Origin of the sequence: Bradyrhizobium sp. SZCCHNR3119 (genome assembly GCF_032487775.1) — a bacterium.
In the GTDB taxonomy this organism is placed as follows: domain Bacteria; phylum Pseudomonadota; class Alphaproteobacteria; order Rhizobiales; family Xanthobacteraceae; genus Bradyrhizobium.
The window spans coordinates 3,059,869-3,077,927 of sequence record NZ_JAUEUV010000001.1 but is presented as its reverse complement, the minus strand read 5'-3'; the positions used below and the strand labels follow the sequence as shown (position 1 = coordinate 3,077,927).

Below are 18,059 nucleotides of genomic sequence, written 5' to 3'. Positions count from 1 at the left end.
AGCGACGTAGGCGTTTATGACGACGGTTTCCGCCGCGCCGTCGCCGCAGCGGAGACGTCGATCACGTTCTCCACCTCATTGCGCCAGCGCAAGATCTCCATCGCCAGCACCGGGTGATTGAAGCCCTTGAGCTGCAGATCGTCGATCGGCACCGCTTCGACCCAGGGTTCGACCATGCCATAGACACGCCGGGATGCGATGATTTGCCCGGCCTTCGCCTCGTCGCACAGGCGCGAGGCAAGATTGGTCACGCTGCCGATCGCGGCATATTCCAAACGATGTTCGAAGCCGACCTGACCCAGCGTCGCATAGCCGAGCGCAATGCCGACACCAAAGCCGAGACTGTGGCCGCGATTGCGCCAACGCTCGGTGAGACGGCCGATCTCGTCTCGCATCTCGACCGCCATCCTGACCGCGCGCTTGGTGTGATCCTCGAACGGGATCGGCGCGTTGAACAGGATCATGACGCCGTCGCCGGCGTAGCGGTCCAGTGTGCCCTCGTAGCGGAAGATCAGTTGTCCGAGCGCAGCGTGATAGTCCCGCAGCACATCCATCGCCTCTTCCGGCTCGGTGGTTTCGGTAAAGGCGGTAAAGCCGCGCAGGTCGCAGAACACCACCGTCACCTCGCGGCGGTGGCTTTCGAGCAGAGCATGGTGGCCATCGGACGACGCAATGATCTGGGCGACCTGCGGCGCCAGGAAGCGCTCGAGCCGCCGGATGCGCTCGATCTCGCCGAGCTGCTTCTCGACGCGCTCTTCCAGAGACCTATTCCACTCGCGCAGTTGCGCGGTCTGCTCCTGCAGTTTGGCGGCCTGCTCTTGCACTTTAGCGTGGGCGAGGGCGAGCTCGCGGCCCTTCTGATCGACCTCGCTGAACAGCCGCGCGTTGCGCATGGCGAGCACGGCCTGGTGGGCGAAGGTGCGCACCAGCCCGATCAGGTTCGGCGCAAACGGGCCAGCGACGCGCCGTAAGACAACCAGTGCGCCGACCACACCCTGCTGCTCGACCAGAGGCGTGAACAGCACCGCATGGAAGCCAGCCGCAAGCGCAACATCACGGAGCGGCAGATCCGGCCCAGTCGCCAGATCGGCGATCGCAATCGGCTCGCCGCTCCGCACGGCATCGCCGAGCAGGGCGTCGTCCTCGGCCAAAACGGGATGTTCAGCCCATTGCACCTCGTCTATGCCCGTCGCTTCCACCAGCTCGAATTGACGTTTCGCGGCATCATAGGAATAGATCAGGATCGCATCGGCATGGGTGATCTCGAGCGCGCGGCTGGCAATGGTGGGCAGCACTGCGTTGACGTCGAGCGACGACGCCACCTCTCGGCCGACCTCTTCAAGCACTTTCAGCTCGTTGATCGATTGCGCAAGCTCGCGCGTGCGCTCCTCCACCTTCGCCTCGAGCTCGGAATAGGACTCGGCGAGCTGAGCCGCCATACCGTTGAACTGCTCGGCGAGCTCCTCCAGCTCATCGCGGGTATGCACTTCGATGCGATGGCTGAAGTCCCCGGCGCCGAGCCGGCGCGCGCCGGCGCGCAACGCCGTGACCGGTACCAGCATGCGCCTCGCCAGCACGGTGCCGGCCAGCGTGGCCACCACGAGGCCAAGCCCGATTAGGAGCGCGCCGCGCAGGAGCTGATCGCGGACCGGCGCCAATGCAACCATCGTCGGCTGCTCGAACAGCACGACCCAGCCGAGCTTCGGCAGCACCGACGCTGCGGTGAGCACCGCCCGGCCGTCGGCATCGGCTCCTGACGCGACCGGGTGTCCGCGCGGGCCGATCGCCGCCGCCACCTGCTGCAGCTTGGCGACATCCTGCCCTACAGCAGGCCCGTTTGTAGAGCTCGCCAACACCCGACCACGTGGATCGACCACATAGGCAACGGCGACCTTGCCCACCCGGGCATCGGTCACGAAATCTTCGAGAAAGCCGAGATCGATGTCGGCTACCGTGACGCCGGCATTGAAGCCGGAATGCGCAACCGCGACCGACATGACAGGCTGCGTGCCCTGGAACGTGATGGACGAAAAGCTCATCCCGCGGGTGACAGTTTCAGTGAAGCGCGGATCACGCGAAAAATCCGTACCGGCCGATTTGAGGATCGCGGTGCGCGAGACTCGAAGCTGCTCGCGGCCCTCGCCATTGATCTGATAGAGCTGGGTGACAGCCGGCACCTGCGTCAGCAGCTGCATATAGTCGGCCTGGCGATCCTCCAATTTGGTGGCGCTCGCCCGCGTGACCCAACTGACCTGACGCTGGAGGTCAGACAGCGCCTGCTCGATCCGGATTGCCGCAGCATCGGCTTTCTCGGACATCGCGCCGACCAGCCTGGCCTTGATGGCACGATAGCTGATCCAGGTCTCGGTAACGCCATTGACCGCGAGCACGAATACGACGAGGCCGACCAGCGCAACCACATATTTGGCGAACAGGCCTTGTTTTGAGAACAGGCTTTGGCGCAATGCCGTGCCGCAGTGCTCAACCCCGTTCATCCGATCCTCGTGCGCTGTCCTTCAAGGGCTCGCGCATCCGTGCCCCATGACAGACTAAACCCGTCGGCAGCCGTCACGGCAGCATACGTCCGAGTGGCCGACTGCGCGAGAAGACCGCCGAACGCTGTCTAGCACACAATCGTGCCAGGAGCCGCGGGCGTTGTCCGTCGCGGGAGGCGCCGGATGTCAGCGGTTGAAGAGGCGCCGCAACATGTCGTTCATGGGCTGGCTCTCCTGCGCACCGTCACGTGACGTGTCGGGCGGAGCCCCCTGCCGATCAGGGACCTGTGCCGCTGGAGGTTGAACCGACGGATCGGGGCTCGAAGGCGGCACGATGGCGCGCTTGCGGACATTCTGCCCCTGCTGCAGACCCTGCTGGATCAGATTGCCGATCGCGGCACCGAGATCGCCTCCGAGCGGATCCGATGGTGCAGTTTGCGGAGTTGCGCCGGAGTTTCCGCCCGGCGGATTGGAGGTGCCGTTGCCGATCAAGCCACCGATGCCATTGATCAGGTCGCTCAATCCGGCGGCATCCTTGCCGAACAGGCCCTGGCCCATCTGCTTCAGCTTGGCATAGGCGGTATCCGGATCGCTCAAAATGCCCGCGACATCCGGATAGATCCGCGGCTCGCTCCAGGACCCCTCGATCATCACGGGAATGCCGAGGCCGATAGGGTCCGACCTGCGGCCCTGTCCCTCGATGGTCATGACGAGCTTGGGCTCGACCCGCAACGCCAAGGTCTTGTTGCCGACGTCGACCGTGCCGCCGCCCGTCATCTTGACCAACGGCCCGATCAGATCGAGATCGTCGGTGACCGCCTGTCCACGTTCAAGGCGGAACGAAGCAGAAAGCTGATTAAGATCGGTCGACAACTCCTTCGAGTCCTGCCAGCCCGAAAGAGGAGCGGAGGTCAGGGAGCGGATCATCCGGGCGACATTGATGCCGCGGATCGCACCATCCTGGAAAAGCAGGAACGCCGAACCGTTGAGATTGGACATGATGGCCTGTTCGCTGGCGCCGCTTGAGCGCAGTGCGAGCTTCCCCTGCATCTTGGCGTCGATTTTGTCGAAATCGGCGAGACCCTGCAGCAACGGCAGCGCCCGCACGCCGACGATATCGCAATGCATCGCATAGGCTGGATTTCCCCCGGATGCATCGACGATGAGTTCACCGCTGGCTTGTCCGTCGTAGAGATGGAGATTGCCGACGGCCGTCTTCAGCACACCCCCGGCCAGCGATGCGTCGAGCGTGGCCGGTCCGAGTTGTGCACCGGCGAAATCGAACTCGGCAGCGGAGAGCTTCGCCTGGAGGTCGATATAGTTCAAGGCGCGGAGGTCGATCGAGGCCGTGCTCCATCCCTGCCGCTGGCCAGCAGATGGAGCATTTGAGCTCCCGACCGCAAGCCGCCGCAGGTCCAGATCGAGCTTCAACAGCGGCTTGCTCGCAATGTCGACGGAGGCCCAGCCGTTGAAAGCACCATCATCAAGCATTCCGCCGAGATTGTTGATGGCGATCAGCTTTCCGTTCCACCGCAGCTCGGCGCGGCCGGACAATGGCGAACGCAGAGTATCCGGCATGTCGATCTTGAACTCGATCGGAACTGCCCGCTGCATCGAAGAAACATCCGCCGTGATGTCGAATGCGAGCGGACGCTCGCCGGTCCGCGCGCTGCCGATGATCTTGGTCGTGTTGTCGGGCAATAGCGCGGCGCTCGCAGCAATGGCATCGATGCGCTGCTCCACGTGGTCGCGGGGGTTGGACAGAATGACGGCACCTTCCGTGACCGTGACATGATCGATCGAGACCGAAGCAATCGTACCGAATCCCGCAGATCCGGCATCGCGCGCGGACTCATCGCGCCGCCGCTCCCGAAGCAAGGGCAGATAGAGCGCCGGCTTTTCGATGGTGAGAGCGGTGATCTCCGGGCGGCCCAACCACAGGCTCGACCATCTCAGCTCGGCTCTCACCTTGCCGATGGTCAGCCGACGGCTGCCGTCGCGATCTTTGGGATCCTGCAGCGTAACATCGCCGAATGTGGCGTTGAGTGTCGGCAACAGTCCGATATTCGCGGCACCTGCGATACTCAAACGGTAGCCGGTGCCGCGCTCGATCCGGTCCTGGGTCGCAGCGACCAGCAGGCTTGCAGGCGCACCAAAGGCCAGCAGCCCCACGAAGACCACCAGGACGACACCGACCACAGCGCCCGCGTATCTCACTGCTTTCATATCGACGTTCCAATCGGATGCGCGAGCCGGACAAGTCGCTGCGACCCAAGCAGAGCCAACCGGCCCCGCAGACAACCGATCGCTCCAACGCGCCAAAAATAATCAGCGCAGCTCGCAACTTTATGTGACGTATGACACACTTCTGCCAGAGCGGCTTCCGTAACTGACGGTTTCAAACTGTTCCTAAGGGCATAGTGATGAGCACGCAGGCCGAGTTTGCGGTCATTCTGAAAATGAACCCGATGTTCGCGGACCTCGGAAACGACGAACTGCAGCGTCTCTCCACCCTGTGTCATACCCAGCATATCGCTGCGGGTGAGGTGCTGTTCCAGAAAGGCGATCCTGGTGACGCCTTGTTCGGAGTCCGGCGCGGCCAAATCCGCATCGAGACCGGTGCAACCGATGGCACCCGGCTGACTCTGAACTTCATGGGGCCAGGCGACCTCTTTGGCGAGGTCGCCGTACTGGACGGCCAGGAGCGCACCGCGGACGCCACAGCAAGCCAAGCGACCGAGCTGTTCGTGCTCCGGCGTGAGGAGTTTCTCGACTTCCTGGAACGCGAACCGAAAGTCGCGATCAAGATCATCCAGCTGCTCTGCCAACGCATCCGCTGGCAAAGCGAACGGATGGAAGAATCCGTGCTGCAGCCGCTTCCGATCCGGCTTGCCCGGCGGCTGTGCGCATTGGCCGACGATTTCGGTTCCGAGGTCCACATCTCCCAGGAGCAGCTTGGCATCTTCGTCGGCGCAGCGCGCGAAAGCGTCAATCGGCAACTGCAGACCTGGCGCAAGGACGGGATTCTCGAACTGCAGCGGGGTCGCATCCTGCTTCAAGACCTGACCACGCTCAGCGCGATCGCACATAGCGATTAGCGGCACGCCGCGTTGATGCGGGCCAATCCCACGGTGCTTTTTCGTGGCTTTGACAAGGCAGCACACAGACAAAGCACTTTATTGTCACGCCCAAGCTCAAACTTGTCCTTTCCAGGCTGCAAGCGTGACGCAAATCGGGCGGCGCGCATCGTTTCATATCTGCGCTGACTAAACATGATCGCAATTGGGCCACCACTCCTCACAATTTGCGACATGAACGCTTTTTAATGGTTCTAAACAAGTAATCCGGCAGCGGCGATGACCATTCATCCCGCGCGTTCGTACGCGTGGGCAAGGCTTTGCACGCTCCAAGAGCAGTGAGTATCAGTCCCGATGTGTCTCGCGGTGTTGGTGGCTGCGCGTAAGGAAAGCTCTTCGGCGCCTTGGTCCTGGGATTGGCGAGCGACCGTCTCGAGCTTGGCTCGCGGGGTCGAACAAGGATGGACCATTCCGCTTCTCCTCACAGGCTTCGTCGCATTGTGGATGATCTATTTTTCGCTTGCCTATATCGGCGGCGATCTTCACCAGGACGTGTTGGAAACTTGGTCGCTCGGCCGCAGCTTCGATTGGGGCTCATCGAAACATCCGCCGCTGATGGCGTGGACCGCACGGGCCTGGACCATCGTCTTTCCGCTCACCAACTGGTCGTTCAACCTGCTGGCGCTGACCAATTCGGCAGTCGGATTATGGGCGGTCGATCTGATCACCCACCGTTTCGCGCGTGGCGACAAGCGCCTGATCGTGCTGCTGCTGCTGATGCTGTTGCCGGTCTATCAGCTCCATGCACAACGCTTCAACGCCAACGCCATTCTGCTGTCGACGTGGCCGCTTGCGACCTATTGTTTTCTGCGCTCGTTCGAGACCCGTGCTCCAGGCTGGGCGATGGCCGCCGGCGCCGCAGGCGCTCTGGCAATGCTCGGCAAATACTATTCGGTCTTTCTGATCGGCAGCTTTGCGATCGCCGCCCTCCTGCATCGCGAGCGGCGAGCTTACTATACGTCTTCGGCGCCATGGATCGCTTCCGCGACCGGGCTCGCAGCCCTCGCTCCACACATCTATTGGTTGGCAACGACCGGAGCTCAGCCATTTGCCTACGCCATCGAGCGGCATTCCGGCAAGGCGCTTGGACCGGCGCTGATCGAGGCGACCGGATTCCTTCTCGCCATGGGCGGTTTGATCGCAATCCCGGGCCTGATCTGGCTGGTGATGGCGCGGCCTCGCTTGAGCCGATTGCTGGACGACATATTCAAGCTTGATCCCGGATTGCAGTTGCTGTCGAGCATCAGCATCGGAACCATTGTCCTTCCGGCGTTGGTTTCAGCAGTGTTCGGCACGGATATGCCGCCGCTTTGGGGGCTGCAAGGCGTGTTCCTGTTCGTCGTGGTGATCGTGTGCGGCGCGAGCTATCAAGCTCCCCGCGAGCGGACGGCCAATCTCCTTGTCGCCGCCGTCGGCGTCGCGGTCCTCGCCGCGTTCGTGGCCGCGCCGCTGCACGCGCTCTACCGCAACTATTTTCCGCTGCATGAGGGGCGCAACTTCTATCAGCCGGCGGTCGCGGAGCTGACGCGTCAATGGCACGCATTGTCGGACACGGCGCTGCCAGCGGTCGGCGGCGATGAAGGATTGGCCTTCGCGGCCGCGTTCTACAGTCCCGATCATCCGGTCTTTGACACCGGCCTGGTGCATCCGCATGAGCTTCAGCTGCCGGATGATGCCTTCACACAGGGATGGGCAGCTCTGTGTTACGACACCGATATCTCCTGCGTGGCGGGCATGGACAGTGCCGCTGCGCGGACGAATCGCGCCGTTCGCAGCTCGTTCTCGCTGACCACCAGCCTGTTCGGCTTGGAGGGCGCGAGCCAGGGCTTCGTCGCGCTGATCGTGCCGCCTGCGACCGATGAGGCGCCAAAGCCATCGCCGAGCAACGGCATCGCTCAGGATTTCAGCGCCCAGCGTCGAAGCCCGCCCATGCTCAACTGAGTGGCTGCACGGCGTTCAGTTACTCCGCAGCCGGCGAGATCCTCGTCGGCGGCTTTTTCTCCTGCGCATCCTTTTGCGGTGAAGCCGCAGCTTGATCGGCGGCCTCATCCGCAGCGGACGAGACGATCAGGCGTCGGCCAAGGCGCCCGAACAGCGCGCCGATGTCATCCATCACCATGAACATCGCCGGCACGAAGACCAGCGACAGAACGGTCGAGAACAACAACCCGCCGATCACCGCCAGCGCCATCGGCGAGCGGAACTCGCCGCCGGCGCCGACCGCGAGCGCACTCGGTATCATACCGGCGACCATGGCAATCGTCGTCATCACGATCGGCCGCGCCCGCTTCAGGCCGGCGTCGATCATCGCCGCCTCCCGCGGCTGGCCCGCACGAATCGATTCGATGGCGAATTCGACCAGCATGATCGCGTTCTTGGTGACGATGCCCATCAGCATCAGGATGCCGATCCAGACCGGCGTGGTCAGCTGCTTGCCGGTCAGGAGCAGTGCAGCGATCGCACCGCCGATCGACAAAGGCAGCGAGAACAGGATCGTGATCGGCTGCAGGAAAGTGCCGAACAACAAGACCAGCACCGCATAGACCATCATCAGTCCGGATGTGATCGCCGTGGCGAACCCTTCGGACAGCTCATTCAGGCTTTCGGCATCGCCGGAAGGGCTGACCCTGACGATCTTCGGCAGCGTCTTCATGACCGGCAGCTCGTTGATCTGCCGGGTGGCATCGCCGAGCGCGGCGAAGCCGACGAGGTCGGCCGCCACCGTCGCCTGGCGCTCGCGGTCGTAGCGATTGATGCTGGTCGGCCCCTGATCGAGCTTGATGTCGGCGACCACCGAGAGCGGCACGCCGCCCTTTTCGCCGTGCATGCCAAGCGGGACGCGCAGCTGCTCCAGCGTCTGCACGTTGCCGCGCGCGGCGTCCTCGAGCTGAACCCGAATCGGGATCAGGCGGCCGCCGGCATCAAATTTTGCCAACGCCGGTCCGACATCGCCGATGGTGGCGACGCGGATGGTCTGAGACAAACTCTCGGTCGATACGCCGAGCCGGGCGGCGAGATCGGCCCGCGGCTGGATCCGCAATTCGGGCCGGTCGAGCGCCGTCTCCGAGACCACGTTCGAGATGATCGGAATCCGCTTCATCTGCGAAGCGAGTTCACTTGCGACATTGTCGACGATCTTGCTGTCCGAACCGGTCACCACCAGCGAGATCGCGCGCAGGCCGTTTTCATCCAGGAACCAGAAGCGAATGTCAGGGACGTTGTTGAGCTCCTCGCCGATCTCGCGTTCGAGCTCCTTCTGGGTGACCTTCCGCTCCGATTTCGGGGTGTAGTTGATGATCAGCGCCGCGCGGCGCACCTCCATGATGCCGGGCGGCGAGCGGCCGCCGTCCACGAACACACTCCGCACCTCCGGCCGTTTGCGCAGCCGCGCCACGATGCCCTCCGTGACCTGCTCCGTGAAGGCAAGCTGCGAGCCGGGCGGCAGCTCCATTGCAAGCAGCGAACGCGCGGTGTCCTGAGCCGGCAGGAAGCCTTGCGGCAGCAGCTTGATGCTCAGGATCGAAGCCGCGAAAATCGCAAAACCGATGACAACCGTGATGAAGTAGTGCTTCACCGACCAGCTTACGACGGCATGATAGCCGCGCAAGATGCGGCCGGACGGCGGCTCCTCATGCGCCTGGTGCTTCAGGAAATAGGCGGCCAACATCGGGGTCACGAAGCGTGCGGCGAGCAGCGAGAAAAACACCTGCACCGACACGGTGATGCCGAACTGCTTGAAGAACTGTCCCGCAACGCCCGACATGAAGCTTGCGGGCGTGAAGATCGCGATGATCGTGAGGCTGATCGCGATCACGGCCAGCCCGATCTCGTCGGCCGCTTCGAGCGCGGCGCGATAAGGCGACTTGCCCATCCGCATGTGGCGGACGATGTTCTCGATCTCGACGATGGCATCGTCGACCAGAATGCCGGTCGACAGCGTGATCGCGAGGAACGAGACCAGGTTGAGCGAGAAGCCGAGGATGTCCATCGCCCAGAAGGCCGGGAAGATGGACAGCGGCAGCGAAATGGCCGCGATCACGGTGGCCCTGATGTCGCGCAGGAACAGCAGCACGATGATCACGGCCAGGATCGCCCCCTCGAACAGGGTCGAGATCGCGGCCTCGTAATTGCCCTTGGTGAAATCGACCGAGGTATCGATCAGCCTCAGATCGACGTCGGGATAGGCGACCTTCAGCGCATCGATGCGCTTCTGTACGGCCGCGGCGACCACCACGTCGCTCGCTCCCTTGGCGCGCTTGATGCCAAGCGCGACCACGGGATCGCCGTTGAAGCGGGCGAAGGTCCGGCGATCCGCGATCGTGTCCGTAACGGTGCCGAGATCGTCGAGCCGGACCTCGCCGCCGCCGAACAGCGGGATCATGGTGCCGGCGAGATCGTTCAGCGTCTTGGCGCCGGCCAGCGTGCGGATCGCCTGGTCGTTCTTGCCGATTTCGGCGCGCCCACCGGCCAGATCGACATTGGTGCCACGCAGGCTCTGGCTGACATTGACGGCGGTCAGGCCCATCGCCTGCAGCCGGTCGGGATTGAGCGAGACCAGGATTTCGCGCTGGACGCCGCCGATGCGCTCGACCTGGCTCACGCCGCGCACGCCCTGCAGCGCGCGCTTGACGACGTCATCGACGAAGAAGGACAGCTGCTCCGGCGTCTTGCCCGGCGAGATCGCGGCATAGGTCACGATCGGCAGTCCGATCACGTCGACGCGCTGGATCAAGGGCTCAGTGACATTCTGCGGCAGATTGGCGCGCACGCGCGTCACCGCATCCTTGATGTCGTTGAGCGCGCGGTCGGAATTGGTTTCCAGCGCGAACTGGATCGTGGTCACCGACAGGCCGTCGGTGATCGAGGAGGAGATATGACGCACGCCTTCGACGCCGGAGACGCCGTCCTCGATCGTCTTGGCGACCTGGGATTCGAGCTCGGCCGGCGCCGCGCCGAACTGCGACACCGCAACCGAGATCACCGGAATGTCGGCATTTGGCAGCCGGGTCACCGCGAGCTTGGTGAAGCTGATCCAGCCGAGCAGCAATAGGATGATGGAGAAAACCACCGGCGGCAGCGGGTGCCGGATCGACCATGCCGAGATATTGAGTGCCATCAGCGTACCCGGGTGCGATCGAGGTCTTCGGCGAACATGGTCTTGATCTGGTCGCCATCATGCAGCGAGCTGCCGGCGTCGGCCACGACGACCTCGCCGACGTCGAGACCTTCCAGGATCTCCGTCGAGGTGTCCGATACCAATCCGACGCGGACCCTGCGGGTCTCGATGGTGTCGCCCTTGACCACCTGGATGGTGAGATGATCGATCGCGGTGTTGGGAACCGCGACGCCGCAACTGCGCTTGGCGTCGATGCTGGCGCGCGCGAACATTCCCGGCTTGACGGCAGGATTGCCGGAGAGCGCAATCCTGACATGGCCGAGCTGGGTGGAACGATCGATCTGCGGCGAAACCACCCGTACACGCCCGATGATGTCCGGTTGCTCGTCGCGGCTGATCCGGACGGATGCGCCGGGATTGAGTTTCAGCAGGTGCACGCTCGGCACCTCGGCATCGAGCTCCAGCTCGTTGTTGACGGCGATGCGGAACATCGGTCCGGCCTGCGGCGAGGCAGGCGCGCCGACCATGGTGCGAACCTCGGTGACAAGGCCGGCCGCGGGCGCCCGCAGCGACACTGCCCGCCCGGCGGCTGCGGCCGGTGCGCCCGGCTGCGGCGGTGGCGGCGTGAGCCGCGCCAGCTCCTGGTTCTCGGTGACGGCATCGCCTTCCTTCACCAGCACGTCGGTGACCCGCGAGCCTTCGTGATCGGCGCCGACCACGGCTTCGCGGCGCGGCACGACAAAGCCGGTGACCCGCACCAGATCGGAAAAGCAGGCGTTCACCGCCTTGGTGACGACCACCTGCGCCTGCATTCGCGGCTCGTCTTCCACCCGTCGCGACCGGTGCTCGAACCAGTAATAGCCGCCCAGCAGGACTGCGACGAGCACCGCGCCGGCGGCGGGTTTGATAGTCTCGGTGAGCTTCATCGATGGCTTGATCCCAGAGCTTCGCGGCGGAGACGGCGGACGCCCGCTTGTGACGGATATGCGCCCCGCAATGCTGCGGGAGGAACGCCCAGGCCGATCCTCAGTCGCATGCGAGGCGCAAATTCGATCCCTGCAGACACTATTTCGCAGCCGCCGTCTTGCTCTGCGTGTTCACGACCTGCACGCGGCGGTTCACTTCCGACAGCGGGTGGCTTGGGTCCTTCAGCTTGCTCTTGCCATAGCCGACGGTCACGAGATCGGCGCCGGCGATGCCGTATTTCTCGACCAGATAGCGCTTGATGGAATCGGCGCGCCGCTCCGAGAGGTCCTGGTTGTAGGCATCGCTGCCGGCGGCATCGGTGTAACCGGCGACCAGGAAGGTCGATCCCTTCAGGTCCGGGCTGGTCAGCGCGCGGCCAAGCGCCTGCACTGACGCCAGCGACTTCTGGCTGATGTTGGCCGAATTGTACTCGAAGGTGATCTCGAGGTCGATGTTCGGCCTGGCCTTGGCGATCGCGGCGATCTCCTCGCGCTCGGCCGACGACAGCGAGCGTGCGGTACGGCCGCGCACGCTCTGCAGGAACTTGTCCTGTTCGGGCGAGACGGCCGGCGTCTCCTCCGCCGGCGGCGCCATCGACAGGCCCCGCGTCAGCGGCTTCTTCGGCCCGGCCAGCGCACGGACGATCTGATCCTCGGTCACGTCCTCGGCGGCGAGGGCCCTGGCCGCGCCGAGCGACAGCGCCGCTCCGATCGCAATCGTCGCGAGCATCGTGGCGGGGAGAGTTGGTCTCGTCATCTGGCAGTTCCTCCTGTGCGGAGAGCGCGGGTCCTCACCGATCGAGCGACGGCGAGGCCCGCCCGCGTCCCTTCGCTGTTTCCCGTGGCTGTTCGCCCTTTTGTCATTCCGGGCCGTCCTGGGGTTCGAACGGCGCCGGTTGCTGCGATCGCGAAATTGCTCAGCGAACGCCGTAGCTTTCGAATTCCTGCACGACGTTGGGGTCCATCGCCTTGGCATTGGCGATGTCGAGCGCCCCCTCCTGGGCCGCCCCGCTGCGCTGCCTGGCGAGACCTCGGCCATAGAGCGAGGACGTCAGCCGCGGATTGATCTTGAGCGCCGCGTCGAAATCGGCGATCGCATTCTTGTTGGCGCCGCTCTTCAGGTTGAGCAGCCCGCGACTGTCCAGCGCGTCGACGAAATTCGGCCGCAGCCGCAGCGCCTCGTTGCAGTCCCGCAACGCGGTCTGCAATTCGCCGATCACGGTGCGCGCCCAGCAGCGGTTGTTCAGCGCCTCGACGTCCTTCGGATTGATACGGATGGTGTCGTCGAAATCCTTGATCGCAAGATCATAGGCGCCCTTGCTGGCGTAGACCTGGCCGCGGCGATACAGCGCGCTGACATCATCCGGATTGGCAGCGATCTTGGCGGACAGGCTCTTGATGGTCGGATCGTCGGCGAGCGCCACCTGGGTGCTCGTCGGGGCCACGTTGGGCTCGGGACTGGGCGAATTGCTGGCCGCAGGCGGCACAGGTGCAGGCGTCGCTGTCGGCGCCGGTGCCGGCGGCGGCGTGTCGGCCTTCTGCACCGGGCTAGGCGCCGGGCTCGGCATCGGTGGCGCAGGAGGCGGAGCGGGCGGCGCCACCACGACCTGCGTCGGGCTCGGTGTCGGGGCGGGCGGCGGCGTGACGTTCGTCTCCGCGGCGCCGCCGGCCGGGCGGTTGCCAGCCGGCCCCGTGACGAAGGTGAAGTCCTCAGCGAGCGAAGAGGAGATCCACGGCACCTGCTCATTGCGCGAGGCGCGGGTGACGCCGACGCGGGTGTGGTTCAAGGTCTCTTCCGCCGAGAGATCAGGGACGCGGATCTCCTTCAACAGCTCCTGCACGAACAGACTGTGATCGCGTCCGCTGTCGGAGACCACCGCGGACAGCGCGGCCGAATACATCACCAACGTCCCCGTCGGCGCGATCACCGGTGCGAGCCCGGCCGAGGCGGTCCGGAATCGCCGCTCGTATGGATTGCGGCGCGAGGCGTCGATCAGTGCGATCTTGACGCCGGCGCCACGGCCGTTGATCTCGCCCAGCACCGTCTCCAGGCTGAAGCCGTCGCGCCGCACATCGGCCTCCTGCCAGATCTGCGCATCGACCGGGATCAGGTAGCTCTGCCGGTTGGACTGGATGCCGTAGCCGGAGAAGAACACCAGCGCCACCGTGCCGGGCTTGATCTTCCCGTACAGGCGATCGAGCGCGTGGCGCATCGCCTCGCCGCCCGCATTCTCCAGAACATCGACGTTGAAGCCGTCGCGCTTCAGCTCATCGGCGAGGTCGCGCGCGTCGTTCACCGGCTCCGTCAGCGGCGCGTCGGCATCGGGATATTTGGCGTTGCCGATCACCAGCGCGACGCGATCGGCGGCGGCGAAGCAGGGTACGGATGCAACGGCAGGGACGATCAAACCGAGCAGGAGGAGCAGGCGAAGCGTCATCACGATGGCGGTCCAGACTTTGGGCGGTCCAGAGGTCAGCAACAGAAGGCGCCGATCGCGCTTGCGCCGCAGCGACCTTACCCCCCGCACCAGGCATTATCAAATCGCGGTGACCCGACGTCAACCGCTGGGAACCTCGGCAGAAGCGTCACAATCGCGACGCATCGCACCGCCTCTCGCCTCCTCTCTCTGCAGCACGATCTTCGACGTCGGAGCATGCCCGTCTTGGACGGCTTGCGAATGTGACCGGCCGCACATGAGGCCAGCGGCGACCGAGCTGCTCTCGGTCTCATTGACCGCGACGATCGGGAGTGGCTTGCTGCATTCCGAACGAGACCACAACGACGGGGAGAGACGACCGGATGGGGAACGCCCATGAGATCGCCTATGAGATCTATGCGCTGCGCTATGCGACGATGTCGGGGCGCACGCCGCAGATGAACCATCTGCAGCCGGACCCGCATGAGAGCACGGCGCAGGACCTCGACTATTTCGTCTGGCTGATCCGTGGGCCGGGGCGCGACATCCTGGTCGACACCGGCTTCAACGCCGAGGAGGCGCGGCTGCGCAACCGCAAGCTCACCTGCGATCCGGTCGAGGCGCTGGCCGCCTTCGGCGTGGCGCCGGCGCAGATCCGGGAGGTGGTCGTCACGCATCTGCATTATGACCACGCCGGCAATCTCGACCGCTTCCCGAATGCGCGCTTCCATCTGCAGGAGCGCGAGATGGCTTACGCGACCGGCCGCTGCATGTGCAACGGCCTGCTGCGGCATCCGTTCTCCGTCGAGCACGTCACGGCGATGGTGCGGCATGTCTATCGCGAGCGCGTCGTCTTCCACTGCGGCGATGGCGAGATCGCGCCCGGCATCACCGTACACCGGGTCGGCGGTCATTCCGACGGGCTGCAGGCGGTGCGGGTGGAGACCGCGCGGGGTCCGGTCGTGCTCGCCTCCGATGCCGCGCATTACTTCGCCAATCTGCACAGGCGCAGCCCCTACCCGATCATCTACAATCTCGGCGACATGGCCCACGGCTGGGAAATCGTCGAGCGGCTCGCCGGCCATCCCGATCGCATCATCCCCGGACATGATCCGATCGTCGCCGAGATCTATCCGCAGGCGAGCGAGACGGTGGACGTGTTCGCTCTGCATCAGGCGCCATCGCGCTCATTCGTGAAAGAGTGAGCCGCGATGACCTCATCATACAAGATGCTTTCTTCATACAAGAGGCTTGGCTTCATCGGTCTCGGCGTCATGGGCGAGCCGATCTGCCGCAACCTCGTGACCAAGAGCAACGCCGGCGTGATCACCTTTGATCTCGCGCGCGAGCCGCTCGAGCGGATCGAGTCGGCAGGCGCCGCGATCGCGGCTTCCGTCGCCGATGTCGTCAGGCAGAGCGAATTGATCTTCCTGTGCCTGCCGAGCGCCACGCATGTGCGCGCAGCATTCGAGGGCGACGGCATTCTCGCCCATATCAGGCCGCAACAGATCGTGGTCGATCTCGGCACCTCCTCGGTCAAGCAGACCCGCGACTTCGCCGCGCAGCTGCAGATCAAAGGCGCCGCCTGGGTGGACGCGCCGATCGCGCGCACGCGGCAGGCGGCGCAGGACGGCACGCTGAGCGTGATGGTCGGCGCTTCGCCCGAGCTGTTCGCGGCGATCGAGCCCCTCATCCGCTGCTTTGCCACCGACGTCACCCTTTGCGGCGAGGTCGGCGCAGGGCAGGTCACCAAGATCCTCAACAACATGGTGCTGTTCGAGACGGTGACCGCGCTGGCCGAAGCCGTCGCCGTGGCGCGCCGCAGCGGCGTCGATCCCGAGCTCCTGCTGCAGACGCTGTCGAAGGGCTCGGCCGACAGCTTCGCGCTCCGCAACCATGGCCTGAAGGCGATCGTGCCCGGCGCATTTCCGGAACGCGCCTTCTCGACCGAATATGCGCTGAAGGATTTGTCCTATGCGCTCGAACTCGCAGCCGATGCCGGCGTGGCGCTGCGCGGCGCGGAGCTCACCGGCACCATCCTGCAGGAGGCGATCGATGCCGGCACCGGCAAGGCGTACTTCCCGGTCATTGCGAAGCTGATCGATCGCTCTCTGGACTAAGGACCCGGGACTAAGTGCCTGCACCCACGCGATCCGATGTCTGATTCATGTGTCAAACAGCCCAGGCTGACGTGACAACGCCTTCCCGCGACGCAGATACGTCCGAGTCATGCTGCCGACATCGCCCTCGAAAACGAGAGGGCGCAGGGAAGGCCGGACCTCGACTGAGGCCCGTGGCCCGCCTGCAGAAAAAATGCAGGCGGCAGGTACCACAGGTCCAGCCGGACGACCCGGCCTTCCCTGCGCGATGGTTTTAACGGCTGCTTCGCGATCTCCCCGGTGCGCCGGGCTTGTTGGCCACCGTCATCCACACGATGCGCAAGGCGCATCGTCGCGAACTTGATACCAGCGTCGGGGTATCAGGACCACGCGACTTGACCGTCCGCGTCGAACTTGCTCGCCGGCTCGCCAATGCAGAGCCTCAAGTCCAATGCGTCCACCGCTCCCCGCCGCTACGCCTCGTGACGATCGGCCGAAACGCCCCTCTTCATCGCCGCGGGATAAGCGAGATCATCGTTGTGATTTGCCCGACACGGCAAGGCCAGGAGCGTGCGGCAAACTGGCACGACGGGCAGTTTGGGCATGACGGGAATGCGGAATTGCCCATCGGGTTGGGGGATGTGAGCTCGAGAGCGGATTAGCGGAGCGTCGTCCGCTGGTCCCGTGCGAGTAAGGTGGTGCGTCACGCGCACGAAAAACGGTAAGCTTATGTTCCGTGATCTTGACATTGGAGAGACGAATGAACGTGCAGCGGATTGCCGCCTTTTCCCAAGGAACGAACGGGGGCAACCCCGCAGGTGTCGTGCTCTGCAAAGCCCTCCCTCCTGCCGACCGGATGCTGGCGGTCGCCGCAGAGGTGGGGTACTCGGAGACAGTGTTCGCCGCACCGAACGAGGACGGCTGGCGGGTACGCTACTTTGCTCCTGAGATCGAGGTGCCGTTCTGCGGGCACGCAACAATCGCGCTTGGGGCCGCGCTTGCTCTTGCCCATGGCGACGGAACCTTCGCGCTTCAACTCAACAACACGCGGATCACGGTAACGGGATGGCAGAATCCCGAGCTTATGGCGGCCTTGCAATCACCGCGCACGCGCAGCGAACAGGCGCCGAAGGAGTTGGTCGAGACCGCACTCAGCCTTTTCTCGTATACCGTTGCTGATCTCGACCCACGGCTGCCTCCCGCAATCGCTGAGGCTGGTGCTCGGCATCTCGTGCTAGGCCTGACGAGCCGCCAGAAGCTGGCCGCGATGCACTATGACCTAGAGCAAGGACGGCGGCTCATGATTGCAGCGGGGATCGTTACCATCAGTCTCGTCCATGCAGAAACCGATACGCTCTTCCGTGCCCGCAATCCATTCGCAGCGGGAGGCGTCTACGAAGACCCGGCGACGGGAGCCGCAGCGGCGGCCCTCGCGGGATATCTTCGCGATCTTGGATGGCCTCATGGTGGTAGGATCGAAATCCTACAGGGGGAGGACATGGGTATGCCGTCGCGGCTACAAGCCGAGATCACCTCTGAACCCGGTGCGAGCATCCGGGTGTCAGGAGCAGCTCGGCAGATGTAGCCGGCGAAGCGCTGATCACAGTGAGACCCAGCGCACTCCGCAAATCGCGTGCGAGTAACGTGGCGGGTTACACGACCGCGACCAGACCGTAGGGTGGGCAAAGCGATAGCGTGCCCACCATTGATCATTGCATTGATCCCTCCATTGATCGTTGGGCGATATGGCGGGCACGGCGCTTCGCGCCTTTGCCCACCATACAGGACCGCGGCCGAACGTAGTCACTGCAATCCGCTTCGCCACTTCCA

At 64.4% G+C, this 18,059-nt stretch carries 11 protein-coding genes; 5 read left to right on the top strand and 6 right to left on the bottom strand.

All coding sequences use genetic code 11. The features are described from left to right. Positions 1 to 14: 14 nt before the first annotated feature. Entirely contained in the window at positions 15 to 2,495 is a 2,481-nt protein-coding gene (locus QX034_RS14325) for an adenylate/guanylate cyclase domain-containing protein (protein ID WP_315701959.1), read from the bottom strand. 186 nt (positions 2,496 to 2,681) lie between these two features. After that, positions 2,682 to 4,721, bottom strand: a complete 2,040-nt coding sequence (locus QX034_RS14320; protein WP_316195500.1) for an AsmA family protein — start codon at positions 4,719 to 4,721, stop codon at positions 2,682 to 2,684. 197 nt (positions 4,722 to 4,918) lie between these two features. Here QX034_RS14320 and QX034_RS14315 point away from each other — a divergent pair, with 197 nt between their 5' ends. After that, the gene (locus QX034_RS14315) at positions 4,919 to 5,593 is read left to right on the top strand and encodes a Crp/Fnr family transcriptional regulator (protein WP_315701961.1); all 675 of its coding nucleotides are present in this window, start codon (positions 4,919 to 4,921) and stop codon (positions 5,591 to 5,593) included. Between the two features lie 483 nt (positions 5,594 to 6,076). Beyond that, positions 6,077 to 7,573 (top strand): glycosyltransferase family 39 protein, encoded by a 1,497-nt coding sequence (locus tag QX034_RS14310; protein WP_315701962.1) that lies wholly within the window; start codon positions 6,077 to 6,079, stop codon positions 7,571 to 7,573. A 19-nt stretch (positions 7,574 to 7,592) separates the two neighbouring features. Here QX034_RS14310 and QX034_RS14305 read toward each other — a convergent pair whose 3' ends face one another. The 4 genes from QX034_RS14305 to QX034_RS14290 all read right to left on the bottom strand — a co-directional run bounded on the left by QX034_RS14305 (position 7,593) and on the right by QX034_RS14290 (position 14,151). Further along, positions 7,593 to 10,748 (bottom strand): efflux RND transporter permease subunit, encoded by a 3,156-nt coding sequence (locus QX034_RS14305; protein WP_315701963.1) that lies wholly within the window; start codon positions 10,746 to 10,748, stop codon positions 7,593 to 7,595. After that, positions 10,748 to 11,674 carry an efflux RND transporter periplasmic adaptor subunit gene (locus QX034_RS14300; protein WP_315701964.1) on the bottom strand — a complete coding sequence of 309 codons (927 nt, stop codon included), beginning with the start codon at positions 11,672 to 11,674 and terminating at the stop codon, positions 10,748 to 10,750. Before QX034_RS14300 ends, QX034_RS14305 begins: the two co-directional genes overlap by 1 nt. 139 nt (positions 11,675 to 11,813) lie before the next feature. Next, positions 11,814 to 12,443, bottom strand: coding sequence for an OmpA family protein (locus QX034_RS14295; protein ID WP_409977484.1), 630 nt, complete (start codon positions 12,441 to 12,443; stop codon positions 11,814 to 11,816). Positions 12,444 to 12,630: 187 nt separating this feature from the next. Further along, the gene (locus QX034_RS14290; RefSeq protein ID WP_315703121.1) at positions 12,631 to 14,151 is read right to left on the bottom strand and encodes a caspase family protein; all 1,521 of its coding nucleotides are present in this window, start codon (positions 14,149 to 14,151) and stop codon (positions 12,631 to 12,633) included. 362 nt (positions 14,152 to 14,513) lie between these two features. On the opposite strand from QX034_RS14290, the gene QX034_RS14285 reads away from it, so the two are divergent. The 3 genes from QX034_RS14285 to QX034_RS14275 all read left to right on the top strand — a co-directional run bounded on the left by QX034_RS14285 (position 14,514) and on the right by QX034_RS14275 (position 17,814). Continuing rightward, positions 14,514 to 15,335 carry an N-acyl homoserine lactonase family protein gene (locus QX034_RS14285; protein ID WP_316195498.1) on the top strand — a complete coding sequence of 274 codons (822 nt, stop codon included), beginning with the start codon at positions 14,514 to 14,516 and terminating at the stop codon, positions 15,333 to 15,335. Between the two features lie 6 nt (positions 15,336 to 15,341). After that, the gene (locus QX034_RS14280; RefSeq protein WP_409998193.1) at positions 15,342 to 16,250 is read left to right on the top strand and encodes an NAD(P)-dependent oxidoreductase; all 909 of its coding nucleotides are present in this window, start codon (positions 15,342 to 15,344) and stop codon (positions 16,248 to 16,250) included. Between the two features lie 739 nt (positions 16,251 to 16,989). Beyond that, positions 16,990 to 17,814 carry a PhzF family phenazine biosynthesis protein gene (locus QX034_RS14275; protein ID WP_315701968.1) on the top strand — a complete coding sequence of 275 codons (825 nt, stop codon included), beginning with the start codon at positions 16,990 to 16,992 and terminating at the stop codon, positions 17,812 to 17,814. Positions 17,815 to 18,059: the final 245 nt, after the last annotated feature.

Bases quoted from the DNA above. Each gene is read 5' to 3' on its own strand.
- QX034_RS14325 (WP_315701959.1), bottom strand. From the start codon at position 2,495: ATGAACGGGGTTGAGCACTGCGGCACGGCATTGCGCCAAAGCCTGTTC.
- QX034_RS14320 (WP_316195500.1), bottom strand. From the start codon at position 4,721: ATGAAAGCAGTGAGATACGCGGGCGCTGTGGTCGGTGTCGTCCTGGTG.
- QX034_RS14315 (WP_315701961.1), top strand. From the start codon at position 4,919: ATGAGCACGCAGGCCGAGTTTGCGGTCATTCTGAAAATGAACCCGATG.
- QX034_RS14310 (WP_315701962.1), top strand. From the start codon at position 6,077: ATGATCTATTTTTCGCTTGCCTATATCGGCGGCGATCTTCACCAGGAC.
- QX034_RS14305 (WP_315701963.1), bottom strand. From the start codon at position 10,748: ATGGCACTCAATATCTCGGCATGGTCGATCCGGCACCCGCTGCCGCCG.
- QX034_RS14300 (WP_315701964.1), bottom strand. From the start codon at position 11,674: ATGAAGCTCACCGAGACTATCAAACCCGCCGCCGGCGCGGTGCTCGTC.
- QX034_RS14295 (WP_409977484.1), bottom strand. From the start codon at position 12,443: ATGCTCGCGACGATTGCGATCGGAGCGGCGCTGTCGCTCGGCGCGGCC.
- QX034_RS14290 (WP_315703121.1), bottom strand. From the start codon at position 14,151: ATGACGCTTCGCCTGCTCCTCCTGCTCGGTTTGATCGTCCCTGCCGTT.
- QX034_RS14285 (WP_316195498.1), top strand. From the start codon at position 14,514: ATGGGGAACGCCCATGAGATCGCCTATGAGATCTATGCGCTGCGCTAT.
- QX034_RS14280 (WP_409998193.1), top strand. From the start codon at position 15,342: ATGACCTCATCATACAAGATGCTTTCTTCATACAAGAGGCTTGGCTTC.
- QX034_RS14275 (WP_315701968.1), top strand. From the start codon at position 16,990: ATGAACGTGCAGCGGATTGCCGCCTTTTCCCAAGGAACGAACGGGGGC.